At 74.3% G+C, this 15,675-nt stretch carries 14 protein-coding genes; 8 read left to right on the forward strand and 6 right to left on the reverse strand.

The annotated features are described in order from the left end of the window. Nucleotides 1–6: 6 nt before the first annotated feature. Nucleotides 7–3,471: a methionine synthase gene (gene metH, locus AB0H75_RS24970; protein WP_367799926.1), complete on the reverse strand. Its 3,465-nt coding sequence runs from the start codon at nucleotides 3,469–3,471 to the stop codon at nucleotides 7–9. Nucleotides 3,472–3,611: 140 nt separating this feature from the next. On the opposite strand from metH, the gene AB0H75_RS24975 reads away from it, so the two are divergent. The 3 genes from AB0H75_RS24975 (at nucleotide 3,612) to AB0H75_RS24985 (ending at nucleotide 5,987) form a co-directional block, all read left to right on the forward strand. Continuing rightward, the gene (locus AB0H75_RS24975) at nucleotides 3,612–4,070 is read left to right on the forward strand and encodes a universal stress protein (RefSeq protein ID WP_367799928.1); all 459 of its coding nucleotides are present in this window, start codon (nucleotides 3,612–3,614) and stop codon (nucleotides 4,068–4,070) included. A 255-nt stretch (nucleotides 4,071–4,325) separates the two neighbouring features. Continuing rightward, nucleotides 4,326–5,180: a PAC2 family protein gene (locus tag AB0H75_RS24980; protein ID WP_367799930.1), complete on the forward strand. Its 855-nt coding sequence runs from the start codon at nucleotides 4,326–4,328 to the stop codon at nucleotides 5,178–5,180. Between the two features lie 237 nt (nucleotides 5,181–5,417). Then, nucleotides 5,418–5,987, forward strand: a complete 570-nt coding sequence (locus tag AB0H75_RS24985; protein WP_367799932.1) for a hypothetical protein — start codon at nucleotides 5,418–5,420, stop codon at nucleotides 5,985–5,987. On the opposite strand, the gene AB0H75_RS24990 is transcribed toward AB0H75_RS24985, so the two are convergent. Next, nucleotides 5,873–6,679, reverse strand: coding sequence for a sirohydrochlorin chelatase (locus tag AB0H75_RS24990; protein ID WP_367799933.1), 807 nt, complete (start codon nucleotides 6,677–6,679; stop codon nucleotides 5,873–5,875). The genes AB0H75_RS24985 and AB0H75_RS24990 overlap by 115 nt on opposite strands. Next, a complete protein-coding gene (locus AB0H75_RS24995; RefSeq protein WP_367799935.1) occupies nucleotides 6,676–7,842 on the reverse strand; it encodes a uroporphyrinogen-III synthase in 1,167 nt (388 codons plus the stop codon). Before AB0H75_RS24995 ends, AB0H75_RS24990 begins: the two co-directional genes overlap by 4 nt. A 223-nt stretch (nucleotides 7,843–8,065) precedes the next feature. Here AB0H75_RS24995 and def point away from each other — a divergent pair, with 223 nt between their 5' ends. Beyond that, nucleotides 8,066–8,581: a peptide deformylase gene (gene def, locus AB0H75_RS25000; RefSeq protein ID WP_367799936.1), complete on the forward strand. Its 516-nt coding sequence runs from the start codon at nucleotides 8,066–8,068 to the stop codon at nucleotides 8,579–8,581. Here the strand turns inward: def and AB0H75_RS25005 are convergent. The 3 genes from AB0H75_RS25005 to AB0H75_RS25015 form a co-directional block, all read right to left on the reverse strand. Continuing rightward, entirely contained in the window at nucleotides 8,517–8,795 is a 279-nt protein-coding gene (locus AB0H75_RS25005) for a WhiB family transcriptional regulator (protein WP_367800282.1), read from the reverse strand. The genes def and AB0H75_RS25005 overlap by 65 nt on opposite strands. Before the next feature lie 71 nt (nucleotides 8,796–8,866). Beyond that, nucleotides 8,867–9,787 carry a glycosyltransferase gene (locus AB0H75_RS25010; RefSeq protein WP_367799938.1) on the reverse strand — a complete coding sequence of 307 codons (921 nt, stop codon included), beginning with the start codon at nucleotides 9,785–9,787 and terminating at the stop codon, nucleotides 8,867–8,869. Continuing rightward, nucleotides 9,784–10,374: a D-glycero-alpha-D-manno-heptose-1,7-bisphosphate 7-phosphatase gene (locus AB0H75_RS25015; protein WP_367799940.1), complete on the reverse strand. Its 591-nt coding sequence runs from the start codon at nucleotides 10,372–10,374 to the stop codon at nucleotides 9,784–9,786. The genes AB0H75_RS25010 and AB0H75_RS25015 overlap by 4 nt, the downstream gene beginning before the upstream one ends. Before the next feature lie 183 nt (nucleotides 10,375–10,557). Between AB0H75_RS25015 and AB0H75_RS25020 the strand changes: the two genes are divergently transcribed. The 4 genes from AB0H75_RS25020 to AB0H75_RS25035 all read left to right on the forward strand — a co-directional run bounded on the left by AB0H75_RS25020 (nucleotide 10,558) and on the right by AB0H75_RS25035 (nucleotide 15,675). Further along, nucleotides 10,558–12,189: a carbamoyltransferase gene (locus AB0H75_RS25020; RefSeq protein ID WP_367799942.1), complete on the forward strand. Its 1,632-nt coding sequence runs from the start codon at nucleotides 10,558–10,560 to the stop codon at nucleotides 12,187–12,189. Further along, complete coding sequence (locus AB0H75_RS25025; RefSeq protein WP_367799944.1) at nucleotides 12,186–13,298, forward strand: glycosyltransferase family 2 protein; 1,113 nt, start codon at nucleotides 12,186–12,188, stop codon at nucleotides 13,296–13,298. Before AB0H75_RS25020 ends, AB0H75_RS25025 begins: the two co-directional genes overlap by 4 nt. 185 nt (nucleotides 13,299–13,483) lie before the next feature. Further along, nucleotides 13,484–14,491 (forward strand): glycosyltransferase family 9 protein, encoded by a 1,008-nt coding sequence (locus tag AB0H75_RS25030; protein ID WP_367799946.1) that lies wholly within the window; start codon nucleotides 13,484–13,486, stop codon nucleotides 14,489–14,491. Further along, the gene (locus AB0H75_RS25035) at nucleotides 14,488–15,675 is read left to right on the forward strand and encodes a glycosyltransferase (RefSeq protein ID WP_367799947.1); all 1,188 of its coding nucleotides are present in this window, start codon (nucleotides 14,488–14,490) and stop codon (nucleotides 15,673–15,675) included. The genes AB0H75_RS25030 and AB0H75_RS25035 overlap by 4 nt, the downstream gene beginning before the upstream one ends.

Here is a 15,675-nt window from a genome sequence, read left to right on the forward strand (position 1 = left end):
AACCTGTCAGACGTTGAAGTATTTGGCCTCGGGGTGGTGCGCGACCAGCGCGGAGGTGGCCTGCTCGGGGTGAAGCTGGAACTCCTCCGACAGGGTCACGCCGATGCGCGCGGGGTCGAGCAGCTCGAACAGCTGCACCTGGTCCTCCAGGTTGGGGCAGGCCGGGTAGCCGAAGGAGTAGCGGCAGCCCTGGATGTTGACCTTGAGCATGTCGTCCAGCGACTCGTCGCCGCCGATCCCCCACTCGGCGCGCACCCGGGCGTGCCAGTACTCGGCCAGCGCCTCGGTGAGCTGCACCGACAGGCCGTGCAGCTCGAGGTAGTCGCGGTAGGCGTCCTTGGCGAACAGCTCGGCCGTGGCCTGGGCGATCTTCGCGCCCATGGTGACGACCTGGAAGCCGACGACGTCGACCTCGCCGGAGTCCTTGGGTCGGAAGAAGTCGGACAGGCACAGGTGCCGGTCGCGGCGCTGGCGCGGGAAGGTGAAGCGGGTGCGCTCGGCGCCCGCGTCGTCGAGGATGATCAGCGAGTCGCCGTCGCTGACGCACGGGAAGTGCCCGTAGACGACGGCCGCCTCCAGCAGGCCCTCGGTCTGGATGCGGTCGAGCCACATGCGCAGCCGCGGCCGGCCCTCGGTCTCGACCAGCTCCTCGTAGCCGGGGCCGTCGCCGCCCCTGGTGGGCTTGAGCCCCCACTGGCCGAGGAACAGCGCCCGCTCGTCGAGGAAGGCGGCGTAGTCGGCCAGCGAGACGCCCTTGACGACGCGATCGCCGTGGAAGGGGACCCGCGGGATCGGGTTGTCGAGGGCCACGTCGGAGCGGGCGGGCAGCTCCTCGACCGGGGTGCGGGTGAGCACCGCGCCGGTCTTGACCCGCCGCTCGCGCAGCGGCGGCAGCGTCGCGCCCTTCTCGCCGCGCTTGACGGCCATGAACGCGTCCATCAGCCGCAGCCCCTCGAACGCGTCGCGGGCGTAACGCACCTCGCCCTCGAACAGCTCGGCGAGGTCCTGCTCGACGTAGGCGCGGGTGAGCGCGGCGCCGCCGAGCAGCACGGGGTAGCGGGCGGACAGGCCCCTGGCGTTCATCTCCTCCAGGTTCTCCTTCATGACCACCGTCGACTTCACCAGCAGGCCGGACATGCCGATGACGTCGGCCTTCTGCTCGTCGGCGGCCTCCAGGATGGCCGAGACCGGCTGCTTGATGCCGAGGTTGACGACCTGGTAGCCGTTGTTGGACAGAATGATGTCCACGAGGTTCTTGCCGATGTCGTGGACGTCGCCCTTGACGGTGGCCAGCACGATGCGGCCCTTCGTCTCGCCCTCGACGCGCTCCATGTGGGGCTCCAGGTAGGCGACCGCGGCCTTCATGACCTCGGCCGACTGCAGCACGAACGGGAGCTGCATCTGCCCGGAGCCGAACAGCTCGCCGACGGTCTTCATGCCGTCGAGCAGCACGTTGTTGATGATCTCCAGGGCGGGGCGCTGCTCCAGCGCGGTGTCGAGGTCGGCCTCCAGGCCCTTGCGCTCGCCGTCGATGATGCGGCGCTTGAGCCGCTCCCACAGCGGCAGCGAGGCCAGCTCCTCGGCCTTGCCGGCGCGCAGCACGGCGGCGTCGACGCCCTCGAACAGCTCCATGAAGCGCTGCAGCGGGTCGTAGCCCTCGCGGCGGCGGTCGTAGACCATGTCGAGCGCGACCTGGCGCTGCTCGTCGGGGATGCGCGCCATCGGCAGGATCTTGGAGGCGTGGACGATGGCCGAGTCGAGGCCGGCGTTGACGCACTCGTTGAGGAAGACCGAGTTGAGCACCATGCGGGCGGCCGGGTTGAGGCCGAAGCTGATGTTGGAGACACCCAGCGTGGTCTGCACGCCCGGGTAGCGGCGCTTGAGCTCGCGGATGGCCTCGATGGTCTCCAGGCCGTCGCGGCGGGTCTCCTCCTGGCCGGTGGCGATGGGGAAGGTGAGGGTGTCGACGATGATGTCCTCGACCCGCATGCCCCAGTGGGTGGTGAGGTCCTCGATGAGGCGGGTGGCGATGCGGACCTTCCACTCGGCGGTGCGGGCCTGGCCCTCCTCGTCGATGGTGAGGGCGACCACGGCGGCGCCGTGCTCGCGCACCAGGCGCATGATCCGCTGGAAGCGGGAGTCGGGGCCGTCGCCGTCCTCGTAGTTGACGGAGTTGACCGCGGCGCGGCCGCCCAGCATCTCCAGGCCCGCGCGCAGCACCTCGGGCTCGGTCGAGTCGAGCATGATCGGCAGGGTGGAGGCGGTGGCGAAGCGGAAGGCCAGCTCCTTCATGTCGGCCACGCCGTCGCGGCCGACGTAGTCGACGCACAGGTCGAGCATGTGGGCGCCGCCCCTGGCCTGCTCGCGGGCCATCTCGACGCAGTCGTCCCAGCGGCCCTCCAGCATGGCCTCGCGGAAGGCCTTGGAGCCGTTGGTGTTGCAGCGCTCGCCAATGGCCAGGAAGGAGGTGTCCTGGCGGAACGGGACGGTCTGGTAGAGCGAGGACGCGCCCGGCTCGGGCCGCGGGCGGCGCGGCTCGACCTGCCGGCCGCGCACCCGCTCGACGACCTGGCGCAGGTGCTCGGGGGTGGTGCCGCAGCAGCCGCCGACCAGGGACAGGCCGTAGTCGCGGGTGAAGGCGGCGTGGGCGTCGGCCAGCTCGCCGGCGCTGAGGGGGTAGTAGGCGCCGTCGGAGGTGAGCACCGGCAGGCCCGCGTTGGGCATGCAGCTCAGCTTGAGCCGGGAGTGGCGGGCGAGGTAGCGCAGGTGCTCGCTCATCTCGGCGGGGCCGGTCGCGCAGTTGAGGCCGATGATGTCGACGCCGAGCGGCTCGATCGCGGTCAGCGCCGCGCCGATCTCGGAGCCGAGCAGCATGGCGCCGTTGGTCTCGATGGTGACCTGGGCGATGATCGGGATGTCGCGGCCGGAGTCCTCGACGGCCCGCTTGGCGCCGATGACGGCGGCCTTGACCTGGAGGAGGTCCTGGCAGGTCTCGATGATGAGGGCGTCGGCGCCGCCCGCCACGAGGCCGGCGGCGTTGTCGCGGTAGGCGTCGCGGAGGCTGGCGAAGGGCAGGTGGCCGAGCGTGGGCAGCTTGGTGCCCGGGCCCATCGAGCCGAGCACGAAGCGCGGCTGGTCGGGGGTGGACCAGTGGTCGGCGGCCTCGCGGGCGATGCGGGCGCCGGCCTCGGAGTATTCGTAGACGCGCTCGCCGATGTCGTACTCGCCGAGGGCGGCGAGGTTGGCGCCGAAGGTGTTGGTCTCGACGCAGTCGACGCCGACGGCGAAGTAGGCGTCGTGGACGCCGCGCACGATGTCGGGGCGCGTGACGTTGAGCACCTCGTTGCAGCCCTCGTGGCCCTGGAAGTCGTCGAGCGTGGGGTCCTGGGCCTGGAGCATCGTGCCCATCGCGCCGTCGGCGACGATCACGCGCTGGCCCAGCACTTCGCGGAAGGACGGGGAGATGCTCATGGTGTAGAGCTTATCGGGTGCGCTCCGGCCGCTGTTCGGGGCATCCGGAGAAGATCATTTGTGGTGTTTCAGGATGATCGTGACGATTGCGGGCTAGTGTGCCGGTTGTCAATTGAACGCGGCGTCCAATAGGGGTCCCCATGACCTACCGCACCGTGCTCGTCGGCACCGACGGCTCCCCCTCCTCCTTCCGCGCCGTGGCCGCGGCGGCGTCCCTGGCCGCGGCGACCGGCGCGACCCTCGTCCTGGCCTGCGCGTACCTGCCGATGCGGGAGGGCGAGCGGGCGGCCGCCGCCGACCGGCTGGGCGAGCTGGCGTACAAGGTGGGCGGCTCCACCCCCGCGGACGACGCGCTGCGGGCGGCGCGCGAGCACGCGGTGGCGGCGGGGGCCGCGGACGTGGTGCTGGCCGCCGAGGAGGGCGAGGCCGTGGACGTGCTGGTCGGCCTGGCCGCGCGGCACCGCGCCGACCTGCTGGTGGTGGGCAACCGGGGGCTCAACAGCCTGGCCGGGCGGCTGCTCGGGTCCGTGCCGTCCGGGGTGCTGCACCGGGCCGGGTGCGACGTCCTGATCGCGCGCACGACGGACGGCGGGCGGTGACGGGGGCGGTGCGCTGAGCGCGAACATTCCGGGGGCCGGTGCGACGCTCCGGGGCCGGCGGGCGGGAACGGCCCCAGTGGCGATCCGGCGGTGATCCGGCGGTGATCCGGCGTCGGCCTGGCATCGGCGCGGTCGCGCGGCGCGGCGGGAGGGACGGCGGCCCCGCGCGGGGTAAGGGGTTCGCGGGGAGACCGGTGACGGCGACGGCTCCTCAGCGCATAGGCTAAGCGGGACGGTGGAGAAAGGAGGCGACCCGTGATAGAGCTCGAAGGGCTCCCCGAGCTCGTCGATCCGGTGCTCATAGCCGCGTTCGAGGGGTGGAACGACGCGGGAGAGGCCTCCAGCGGCGTGATCGCGCACCTGGAGTCGGCGTGGAAGGCCGAGCCGCTCATCGCGCTCGACCCCGACGACTACTACGACTTCCAGGTGACGCGCCCCGTGGTGGAGATGAGCGAGGGGCTCACCCAGTCGATCGTGTGGCCGACCACGCGGCTGCTGCGCGCCCGCCCGCCGGGCGTCGAGCGCGACGTGGTGCTGCTGCGCGGCATCGAGCCCAACATGCGGTGGCGCTCGTTCTGCGCCGACATCATCGAGGTCTGCCGCGAGCTGGGCGTGGAGCTGGCCGTCATGCTGGGCGCGCTGCTCAACGACTCGCCGCACACCCGGCCCGTGCCGATCCTGGGCGGCGCGACCAACGAGGCGCTGGCCCGCTCCACCAACCTGGAGCTGAGCCGCTACGAAGGCCCCACGGGCATCGTCGGGGTGCTGCAGCACGCCTTCGGCCACGCCGGGCTGGACGCGATCTCGCTATGGGCGTCGGTCCCCCACTACGTCGCCCAGCCGCCCAACCCGAAGGCCACGCTGGCGCTGCTGCGCCGGCTGGAGGACGTCCTGGAGATCCCGATGCCGCTCGGCGACCTCGACGAGGAGGCGCGGGCCTGGGAGCGCGGCGTGGACGAGCTGGCGTCGCAGGACGCCGAGGTGGCCGAGTACGTCAAGGAGCTGGAGGAGCGCAAGGACGCCGCCGAGCTGCCCGAGGCCAGCGGCGACGCGATCGCCGCCGAGTTCGAGCGCTACCTGCGCCGCCGCGACCGCGACACCGACACCTGACCCGGCCCCCGCGACCGGGCGGGGCCGGGCGGGCGGAGCGGGGTGCCCCCGGCGTGCCGTCGGCGGCCAACTTTCGGGGGCCGAACCCCCCAATTCCTTGCTGATTCAGGCCATAATCAGAAGCCGTACAAGATTGCACCACGTTGGGACCCACGCCACACTTGCATCTTCGCGACTCGTGAACCCCCGGCCTCGCGCCGTGATGCCTACCCACTGACCGCGTACGTTAGGCACGCCATGGCGACATCCCATGTAGACCCGTACCAGCGGAGCCAGGACGCCAGGCGGCGCGTCCTGGAAATGGCCGTCTCGCTCCGCGAGGACCGCCGCGGCGGCTCCGTGGACCATTTCCTCGCCCTGCTCCAGGACCGGCTCCCGTCCTGGCTGAGCCTGCTCCACGATCTCCAGCACCGCGTCGGGAAAGGGAGCGTGGACGATAATCTCCGGCCGATAGCCCGAGCGGGTATCCAATATTACATAGACGTACAAAGCGCGGCGTTGCCCGCGTTCACCTCGCCCCATGTCACCGTGCGTTTCCGGCAGGCCGTCCGCGACACCGGCCTCGGCCCGTGGACCGAGGCCGGGCCGCTGGCCGCCTACCTGGCGGCCGAGCAGCGCATCGGCCGGGTGCGGGCCGACGCCGACCCGGAGGCCAGCGCCCGCCTGCTCATCGCGGCCTGCTTCCACCGCGCCTACATCGAGATGTTCGTCGGCGAGGACGCCTGCCCCTCACGCGAGGCGAGCGCCGCCGAGGCGGTGCGCGAGCTGCGGCTCGGGCCCGTCCCCGCGGCGCCCGCCACCGGCTGAGCCGGGGCCGCGCCGCGCAGGGCCTGGTCGTAGCGGTGCCAGACGAGGGCGGCCACGTCGGGGTCGGCCCCCAGGGGCTCGCTCACCGGGCCGGTGGCGGCCGCGGCCAGGCGGTCGTGGAAGAAGCCGGGGGCCAGCACGTACGAGGCGATCGCCACGCGCGCGGCCGGCCCCGCGCCGAGCCGGTCCACGGCCTCCTCCAGCGACGGCGAGCCCGCCGAGGCGAAGGCCGCGGTGACCGGCCGGGCCAGCCGCCCGGCCAGCAGCCGGGCGGCGGCGCGCACGTCGGCGAGGGCGGCGGGGTCGGAGGAGCCGGCCGCGCCGAGCACGACCGCGTCGGTGTCGCGCAGCCCCGCCCCGGCGAGCCTGCGGGCCAGCACGCCGGTCAGCAGCCGGTGCGGCCCCAGCCAGCCGGCCACCACCGCGTCGGGCCGGTGCCCGGCGATGACCTCGGGCAGGTCGATGTGGACGTGGTAGCCGCCCGCCAGCAGCAGCGGGACCACCACCACCGGGCCCCGGACGGCCGGCAGCACCTCGGCCAGCGGCGGCGAGCTGATCTCCAGGTAGCTCAGCTCGACCCGCCGCCCGGGACGCGCCCTCCCGACCGCCCGCGCCAGGGCCGCCAGGGTCGCCTCCCCCGCGGCGCTGCGGGTGCCGTGCGCGGCCAGGACCAGCGCGGGTGCGCGGCTCACGTCTCCGCCTCGTACCGGCAGGCCAGGCGGTAGCCGCGCTTGACCACGGTCTCGACGATGCCGCCGGGGCCGAGCGCCCGGCGCAGCCGGGTGACGGCCATCTCGACGGCGTGCTCGGCCGAGTCGCGCGTGACGCCGCCGGGCAGCACGGTCCGCAGGTCGGCGCGGGAGACCACGTGGCCAGGTTTGTCCGCCAGGCGTTTGAGCACCGCCATCGGGGCGGGCGGCAGCGGCCGCAGCTCGCCGTCCACGACCACGGCGTGCCCGCGGATCTCCAGCCGGTGGCCGCCGGCCACGAGCCGGGTGACGCCGTGCTCGGGCAGGTAGCGGGCCAGGGCGCGGGCCAGGGCGCCGAGCCTGGAGCGGTCCGGCTGCAGGGTCGGCACGCCGCGCGAGGTGAGCGGGCCGGCGGTGACCGGGCCCACGCAGGCGGCCACGACCGGCCCGCCGAAGGCGGCCAGCAGCCTCTCCTCCAGGCCCTCGGCGCGGGCCGCGTTCAGCATGGCGTGCACGGCGGGCGCGCTGGTGAAGGCGACGGCGTCCACCGAGCCGGAGACGGTCTGGCTGATGAGGCGGCGCAGCGGCGAGGTGTCGCGGTACGGCAGCCACCGGTAGACCGGGATCTCGATCACCTCGGCGCCGGCGGCGCGCAGCGCGGCCACGAAGTCGTCGAGCGGCTCGCCGTGCTGCTGCACCGCGATGCGCCGGCCGCGCAGGTCCTGGGCGAGCAGGTACTGCTTGACCTCCTCGCAGGACTCGGTGCCGGGCGTCCAGTGGTCGTTGAGCCCGGCGGCGCGCACCGCTCCCCTGGCCTTGGGGCCGCGGGTGAGCAGCCGCGAGCCGGCCAGGTGCTCGCCGAGGTCGGCGGACAGGCCCCAGCCCTCGGCGGCGGCCATCCAGCCGCGGAAGCCGACGCCGGTGGTGACGACCACGTCGTCGAGCGGCGCGCCGAGGGCGAGCCGGGTGGCGGCGAGCAGGTCGGCGTCCTCGGCGAGCGGCACCAGCCGGATCGCGGGCGCGCTCACCACGCGGGCGCCGCGGCGCTCCAGCAGCGCGCCGAACTCCTCGCGCCGCCGGGTCGCGGTCACGCCGATGGTGAAGCCCGCCAGCGCGTCGGGGGCCGTCTCCGGGGAAGTGCCGCCGCCTGCGGCGAGGGCGGTCATGCCGTCACCTCCAGATGCGGGGGCGGGTGCGGGGGCGGGTACGTGGGGACGCCTGGCCGGGCCCCGAGCACCCGGCCAGGCATCACAAGCACGCGTGACGCAAGTGAGATCACCCTCCGATCCTGCTTTCGGGTGGTTTCGCCCGGGGGTCTCCTCTGTTACCGCTGTGCTACAAGGCCGAGGCCCGGCGATTGGCGTACGAAGATCATGGGAAGCTACCACCGTGACGACGCCACCGATCGGGGAGACACGGGTGACGGTGCTGCCCATACGCACGTTCGACGATCCGGCGCTGCGGGCCGTGGCCGAGCCGGTGCGCGACTTCGACCGGGAGCTGCGGCGCCTGGTCAAGGCGCTGACCGCGACGATGCGGGCGGGCGCCGGCCGCGCGGGGCTGGCCGCGCCACAGGTCGGCGAGCCGCTACGGGTGATCGTCTACGACTACGACGGCCGCGCCGGCCATCTGGTCAACCCGCGCCTGGAGCTGTCGGAGCGGCGCGTGGTCGCCGACGAGGCGTGCCTGTCGGCGCCCGGCGTGTGGTGGCCACTGGAACGTTCCTACCTGGTCACCGCCCGTGGCCGGGACATGTTCGGCAAGGCAGTGACGGTCCGGGCGATCGGGATGCTGGCGAGGGTGTTGCAGCACGAGGCCGACCATCTCGACGGGGTGCTGTTCAGCGATCACCTCGAAGCGGGCGAGCGGGAACGGTTTCTGGCCGCCGCGCTGCCGCCGAGCTGAGCTCGCGGCGCTGGTCGGGATCGGTCCCGCCCCACACGCCGTACGCCTGGCAGGTGCTCAGCGCGTAGTCGAGGCAAGGGCGCCGCACCGGGCAGCCGTGGCAGACGGTCTTGGCCTGCTCGACCTGTGAGCGGCTCGGCCCTTCCACGGAGATCGGGAAGAACAGTTCCGGGTCGAGATCGCGGCAGGCGGCCCTGCGGGTCCAGTCGAACATCGTCATGCCCATCGCGCCTACCCGTCCCCTACCGGGTCATACCTCGATCACGCACCGGGATCGGGGCCGGTTCACAGCTCGGCGAGCAGGCGGTCCCAGTCGGCGAGGAAACGGCCGAGCCCGTAGCGCGACAGGGCGGCGGCGCGGGCGGCCTTGCCGGCCTGGGCGGCGCTCCCGGGGTCACGGGCGAAGGCGTGCAGGGCGTCGGCGAGCACGTGCACCTTGGTCGAGAGCACCCCGGCCTCCGGCGGCACGGCCTCGATCGCCTCGGTGGCGGCCAGCGCCACGATCGGCATGCCGAGATGCATGGCCTCGATGAGGGCCAGCCCGAGCGAGGTCCACCGGTACGGGTGCAGGTAGACCCGGCGCCTGGCCAGCTCGGCGTGCATGACGTGCTGCGGCAGGTCCTCGTAGGTGCCGTACGGCAGGCCGTCCACCTTCATGCCGAACACGTCCAGCGGGACGCGCTCGTGGAAGCGCGGCAGCAGGTCGGTGCCGGCGACCCGGGTGCGGCGCACGGGCTCGTTGACCACGACGCCGGCCCGGGGCAGCTCGCCCGTGTAGAGGGGGCCGGGGTCGGGGACGCCGTGCTCGATCACGCGGGTGGGCGCGCGGCCGTTGTCCCAGTACAGCTCGTTGAAGTGGGTGACGTGGACGAGCGTGATCGCGTCCTGGTCGGCGAGCGGGTGCCGGGTGCGCGGGACGTCGCCCGCGGGGGTGTTGTGCTCGACGTACACGCCGGGCAGGTCGCGGCCGAGCCATTCGCGGGCCAGGCCGGGCTCGTGCGGGCGCTGGTAGACCACGGCGTCGATCGGCTCGTCGCGGAGCCGGTCCCAGGGGACCTCGCGGGCCGCGGCGGGCCAGTCGTAGGTGTCGGCCCGCCCGCGCCCGTCGGGTCCCCGGCCGGGGACGACCGGCAGCAGGTACTCGTGCCCGCCCCGGATGAAGGCGTTGGTCCAGGAGCCGTGGACGTGCCAGAGCAGGATCCTCACCAGTGGCTCCAGCCCATCGCGCGGGCCCACGGCGCCGAGGCGGCCGGCACGGGGCCCTCGGCGTCGGCCAGGACGCGGTCCACGACGTCGGTGAGGTCCTCCGCGACCTCGGGCGCCTGCTCGATCTCCGCCGGCAGGGTCACCTCGGTGGGCACCAGGATGCCGCGGGCGCCGGCGGCGCGCGCCGCCTCCATGTCCCGGCCGATGTCGCCCACGACCACGCAGTCGCGGGGGCTGACGTCGAGCACGGCGGCGGCCCGGATCACCAGGCCGGGCGCGGGCTTGCGGCAGGTGCAGCCGTCGGCGTCGTCGTGGACGCAGATCGCCCACGCGTCGAACGGCCCGAGCAGCTCCTCGACCTTGGCGTTCACCTGGTCCATCTCGTCCGGGGTGAGCAGGCCCTTGGCCACGCCGGACTGGTTGGTGACCACGGCGATGGGCACGTCGGCGCGGCGCAGCCGGCAGAGGGCATCCAGGGCCCCCGGCATGGGCTCGACCAGGCGCGGGTCGCCGTTGTAGGGCACGTCCCTGATGAGGGTCCCGTCCCTGTCGAAGAGCACGGCGCCGGCACGTCGTCGTTCGAACACCTCTCCACCTCCGTCGCGTGTCGCTGAGCTACCCGAGGGCGATCCCGACAAACAACTACCGACTGTGACATTACGCAGGACAGATACCGGGAAAAACGCCCGATTTCATATGAGTATCGACTGCGGAATGTTTGAGAACCGCTTCTCTCGGTAGCGGTTCTCGATATCCGTGGGGGAGGAAGAATGAGATTTCTCGGCATCAATGCGATCTTCCACGACCCGGCGGCCGCACTCGTCGCCGACGGGAAGATCGTCGCGGCGGCGGAGGAGGAGCGTTTCAGCCGCCGCAAGCACGGAAAGCGGCCACTGGCGTTCTCGGCGTGGGAGCTGCCCGAGCAGGCCGCCGCGTGGTGCCTGCGCGAGGCCGGCCTCGGCCCCGAGGACATCGACGCGGTGGCCTACTCCTACGACCCCTCCCTCGTGATCCAGCGTCCGGAGGGCGACTGGGAGGACCTGCGCACCCGGTACGCGGTGCGCGCCCCGCTGTTCCTGGCCACCGCGCTGCCGGGGCTGGACCCGGCGCGGGTGACGTACGTGCCGCACCACGTGGCGCACGCCGCCTCGGCCGGGCTGGCCTCGCCGTGGCGCGACTGCGCGGTGCTGGTGTGCGACGGCCGCGGCGAGAACGTCTCGCACCTGGCCGGCCGCTACCGGGACGGCGAGCTGGAGGTGCTGGCCGCGCAGGAGCTGCCGCACTCGCTCGGCCTCATGTACGAGGACGTCACCCAGCACCTGGGCTTCCTGCGCTCCAGCGACGAGTACAAGGTCATGGCGATGGCCTCCTACGGCCGGCCCCGCCACCTGGAGGCGCTGCGCGAGGTGATCCACACGACCGGCGACGGCGGCTTCCGCGTCGAGCCGATCGACTGGAACGCCTACGCCAAGGCGCTGCCGAAGGGCGCCCCCTGGACCTCCGACCACGCCGACCTGGCCGCCAGCGTGCAGGCGCGGCTGGAGGAGGTGCTCATGGAGCTGGTGCGCTGGCTGCACGAGCGCACCGGCGAGCGGCGGCTGGCGCTGGCCGGCGGCGTCGCGCTCAACTGCGTGGCCAACACGCGGCTGCTGGCCGAGGGGCCGTTCGAGGAGGTGTGGGTGCAGCCCGCCGCCGGGGACTCCGGCACCGCGCTGGGCGGCGCGCTGCACCTGGCGCAGTCCCGCGGCGAGCCGGCCGCGCCCATGGGCACCGCGGCGCTCGGGCGCGGCTTCACCGACGAGGAGCTGGGCGCGTGGCTGGACGTGGCGCGCGTGCCCTACACCCGGCCCGCCGACCTGGCCGCCGAGGTGGCGGCCGAGCTGGCCGACAACAGGATCGTGGCCTGGTTCCAGGGCCGCGCGGAGTACGGGCCGCGGGCGCTGGGGCACCGCTCGCTGCTGGCGCACCCGGGGTACGCGGGCAACACCGAGCGGCTCAACGACGTCAAGGGACGCGAGCAGTTCCGGCCCGTCGCGCCGATGGTGCTGGAGTCGCGGGCCCGCGACGTCTTCGGCCGGGGGCCGGTGCCGTCGCCGTACATGTTGTTCGTGCACGACGTGCACCCGGACTGGGCGCCGCGCATCCCGGCGGTCGTGCACGTGGACGGCACGGCCCGCATCCAGACGGTCTCGCCGCGGACCGAGCCGCTGGTGGCGCGGATGCTCACCGAGTTCGAGCGGCGCACCGGCCTGCCGGTGGTCGTCAACACGAGCCTGAACACCGCCGGGCGGCCCATGGTGGACGACCCGCGCGACGCACTGGAGTGCTTCGGCTCGGCGCCGGTGGAGGTGCTGGTGCTCGGGCCGTACGTGGTGCGGCGGCGGGAGGTGTTCGCTTCGTGATCACCATCGTGATCCCCACCATCGGGCGGCCGACGCTGCGCGACACCCTCGCCGCGGTCGGCCCCGGGGTGCCGGTGATCGTGGTGGACGATCGCGCCGGGGCCGAAGTTGCGCGGCGCACCGGATCGAGTACAGTCGGTGACAGCGGTGGCAGCTGCTCGGAGGAGATCGGCATGCCCACCGTCCTGACCCATCCGCCTGACCACGTGCGCGTCGTGCGCAGCGGCGGAAAAGGCCCCGCGGCCGCGCGCAACGCCGGCTGGCGCGCCGCCGACACGCCCTGGATCGTCTTCCTCGACGACGACGTGATCCCCGAGCCCGGCTGGGCCGAGGCGGTCTGGAAGGACCTGGCCGGCCTGCCCGACGACGTGGCGGGCAGCCAGGGCAGGATCGTGGTGCCCCTCCCCCGGCACCGGCGCCCGACCGACGGCGAGCGGCACACCGCCGGGCTGACCGGCGCGCGGTGGGTCACCGCCGACATGGCCTACCGGCGCGCCGCGCTGGAGGCCACCGGCGGCTTCGACGAGCGTTTCCCCCGGGCCTACCGCGAGGACGCCGACCTGGCGCTGCGCATGACGCGGGCCGGCCACCGGCTGGTGCGCGGCGAGCGCGTCACCCGGCATCCGGTGCGGCAGGACGGCTTCTGGGCCAGCGTGCGCTTCCAGCGCGGCAACGCCGACGACGCGCTCATGCGACGCCTGCACGGGCCGCGCTGGCGCGCGGCGATCGGCGGCGGGCCCGGCCGGCTGCGGATGCACGCGGTGACCACGGCGGCCGGGCTGGCCGCGGTCGCCCTCGGCGCCCTGGCCGCCGGGACCCGCGGGCCGGCGTCCTCCGGGCCGACGTCCTCCGGGCCGACGTCCTCCGGGCCGGCGTCCTCGGGGCCGGCGTCCTCCGGGCCGGCGGTGCGGCCGGGGCGGCCGGTGGCCTGGCTGGCGGCGGTGGCCGGGGTCGCGTGGGCGGGGCTGACCGCCGAGTTCGCCTGGCGCCGGATCGCGCCGGGTCCCCGTACCCCCGCGGAGGTGTGGCGGATGACCGTCACCAGCGTGGTGATCCCGCCGGTCGCGTGCGCGCACCGGCTGCTGGGGGAATGGAGGGTGCGGCGATGAGCGCGAGGACGCCACGAGCCGCCACGGACAAGGCCACCGCGAACGGAACCGGCACGAGCAGAACCGGCCCGGACGGAACCGGCGCGAGCAGAACCAGCCCGGACGGAGCCGGCGCGAGCAGGACCAGCGCGAGCGGAACCAGCGCGAGCGGGACCGGTGCGGGTGGGGTGAGGGGTCGGGGGCGGGTGCTCGTGGCGCGCCTGGACGACGCCGGTGACGTGCTGCTGGCCGGTCCGGCGGTGCGCGCGGTGGCCGCGCGGGCGGCCGAGGTCGTCTTCCTGGCCGGCCCGCACGGCAGGGCGGCCGCCGAGCTGCTGCCCGGCGTGGACCGCGTCGTGGAGTGGCGGGCGCCGTGGATCGACCACACTCCCCCGCCGGTCAGCGAGGAGCAGGTCGCGGACCTGCTGGCCCGCGTGGCGGGCGTGGACGAGGCGGTGATCCTGACCTCCTTCCACCAGTCGGCGCTGCCGCTCGCGCTGCTGCTGCGGCTGGCCGGGGTGGGCAGGATCAGCGCGATCAGCAACGACTACCCGGGCTCGCTGCTCGACGTCCGGCACCGGTGGGACGAGAGCGTGGACGTGCCCGAGGCGGAGCGCATGCTGGCCGTGGCCAGGGCGGCGGGGTTCGAGCCGCCGCCGGGCGACGACGGCCGGCTCGCCGTCCGGCGCCCCCTGCCGGACGTACGGAAGATCATGCCGCGCCTGCCGGACGCCGGCAGGGGCGGATACGTCGTGGTGCACCCGGGGACGTCGGCGCCCGCGCGGACCTGGCCGGCCGACAGGCACCGGCAGACCGTGCGGGAGCTGGTGGAGGACGGCCACCGGGTCGTCGTGACCGGGACCGAGCGCGACCTGACCGCCCACGTCGCCGGCGACGACGCGCTCGACCTCGGCGGCGCGACCACGCTCGCCGAGCTGGCCGCCGTGATCGAGCGCGCCGGCGTGCTCGTGGCGGGCAACACCGGCCCCGCTCACCTGGCGGCCGCGGTCGGCACGCCGGTCGTGAGCCTGTTCGCCCCCGTCGTCCCCGCCGCCCGGTGGGCCCCGTACGGGGTCCCGGTGGTGCTGCTGGGCGACCAGCGGGCGCCCTGCCGGGACAGCAGGGCGCGCACCTGCCCCGTCCCCGGGCACCCGTGCCTGTCCCAGGTGACCAGCGAGCAGGTGGTCAAGGCAGTGAGGGAGCTGACACAGTGAAGGTCGATCTCATCTCCGAGCACGCCGACCCGCTGGCCGCGGTCGGCGGCGTGGACGCGGGCGGCCAGAACGTGTACGTCGCCGCGCTGGCCGTCGCCCTGGCCGGGCGCGGGCACCAGGTCGTGGTCCACACCCGGCGCTCGTCGCGGGCCCAGCCCCGCTCGGTGCGGCTGGCGCCCGGCGTCGTCGTCGAGTACGTCCCGGCGGGCCCGGCCGCGCCGGTGCCGAAGGACGAGCTGCCGCCGTACATGCCGGAGTTCACCGACTTCCTCGCCGACCGCTGGGCGATCGACCCGCCGGACGTGGCGCACGCGCACTTCTGGATGAGCGGCCAGGCGGCGTTGCAGGCCGCCGACGGCTTCCCGGTGGTGCAGACGTTCCACGCGCTCGGCACGGTCAAGCGCCGCTGGCAGGGCGAGGCCGACACCAGCCCCGCGCACCGCGTCGAGACCGAGCGGGAGGTCGGCAAGCGCGCCGACGCGGTCCTGGCCACCTGCAGCGACGAGGTGGGCGAGCTGTGCGCGATGGGCATCCCGGAGCAGCGCATCGCCGTGGTGCCGTGCGGCGTGGACCTGGAGCACTTCTGCCCGGAGGGCCCGAAGGCGCCGCGCACCGGCGGCCGGATGATCCTGTGCATCGGCCGCATGGTGCCGCGCAAGGGCGTGGACACCGTGATCGCGGCGCTGCGCCAGGTTCCCGGGGCCGAGCTGGTCATCGCGGGCGGCGGGCCGGACGACGAGGAGGCGGTCCGGCTGCGCGAGCTGGCCGCGGGCTACGGCCTCGGCGAGCGCGTGCACGTCATCGGCAGCGTGCCGCGCGCGCACGTGCCGGCGCTGATGCGCGCGGCCGACGTGGTGGTCACCGTCCCCTGGTACGAGCCGTTCGGCATGGTCCCGGTCGAGGCGATGGCCTGCGGCGTGCCCGTCGTGGCCTCGGCCGTCGGCGGGCACCTGGACACCGTGGCCGGTTGCGGGGTGCTGGTGCCGCCGCGCCGGCCGCGCGCGCTGGCCAGGGCGCTGAAGGACGTGCTCGGCGACGAGGAGAAGAGGGCGCGGATCGGCGCGGCGGGGGCCAGGCGGGCCCGCGAGCGCTACGGCTGGCCCCATGTCGCCGGGCGCACCGAGGCCGTGTACGCGCAGGTCATCGACGGCAGGCTGTGCGGCCTCGAAGCGATGGGAGGCTGA

Origin of the sequence: Nonomuraea sp. NPDC050783 (assembly GCF_040802095.1) — a bacterium.
Classification (GTDB): Bacteria; Actinomycetota; Actinomycetes; order Streptosporangiales; family Streptosporangiaceae; genus Nonomuraea.

Excerpts from the sequence above, each read along its gene's own strand:
- AB0H75_RS24995 (WP_367799935.1), bottom strand. The coding sequence starts at position 7,842 with ATGACCGCCCTCGCCGCAGGCGGCGGCACTTCCCCGGAGACGGCCCCC.
- AB0H75_RS25020 (WP_367799942.1), top strand. The coding sequence starts at position 10,558 with ATGAGATTTCTCGGCATCAATGCGATCTTCCACGACCCGGCGGCCGCA.
- metH (WP_367799926.1), bottom strand. The coding sequence starts at position 3,471 with ATGAGCATCTCCCCGTCCTTCCGCGAAGTGCTGGGCCAGCGCGTGATC.
- AB0H75_RS25005 (WP_367800282.1), bottom strand. The coding sequence starts at position 8,795 with ATGTTCGACTGGACCCGCAGGGCCGCCTGCCGCGATCTCGACCCGGAA.
- AB0H75_RS24975 (WP_367799928.1), top strand. The coding sequence starts at position 3,612 with ATGACCTACCGCACCGTGCTCGTCGGCACCGACGGCTCCCCCTCCTCC.
- AB0H75_RS24985 (WP_367799932.1), top strand. The coding sequence starts at position 5,418 with ATGGCGACATCCCATGTAGACCCGTACCAGCGGAGCCAGGACGCCAGG.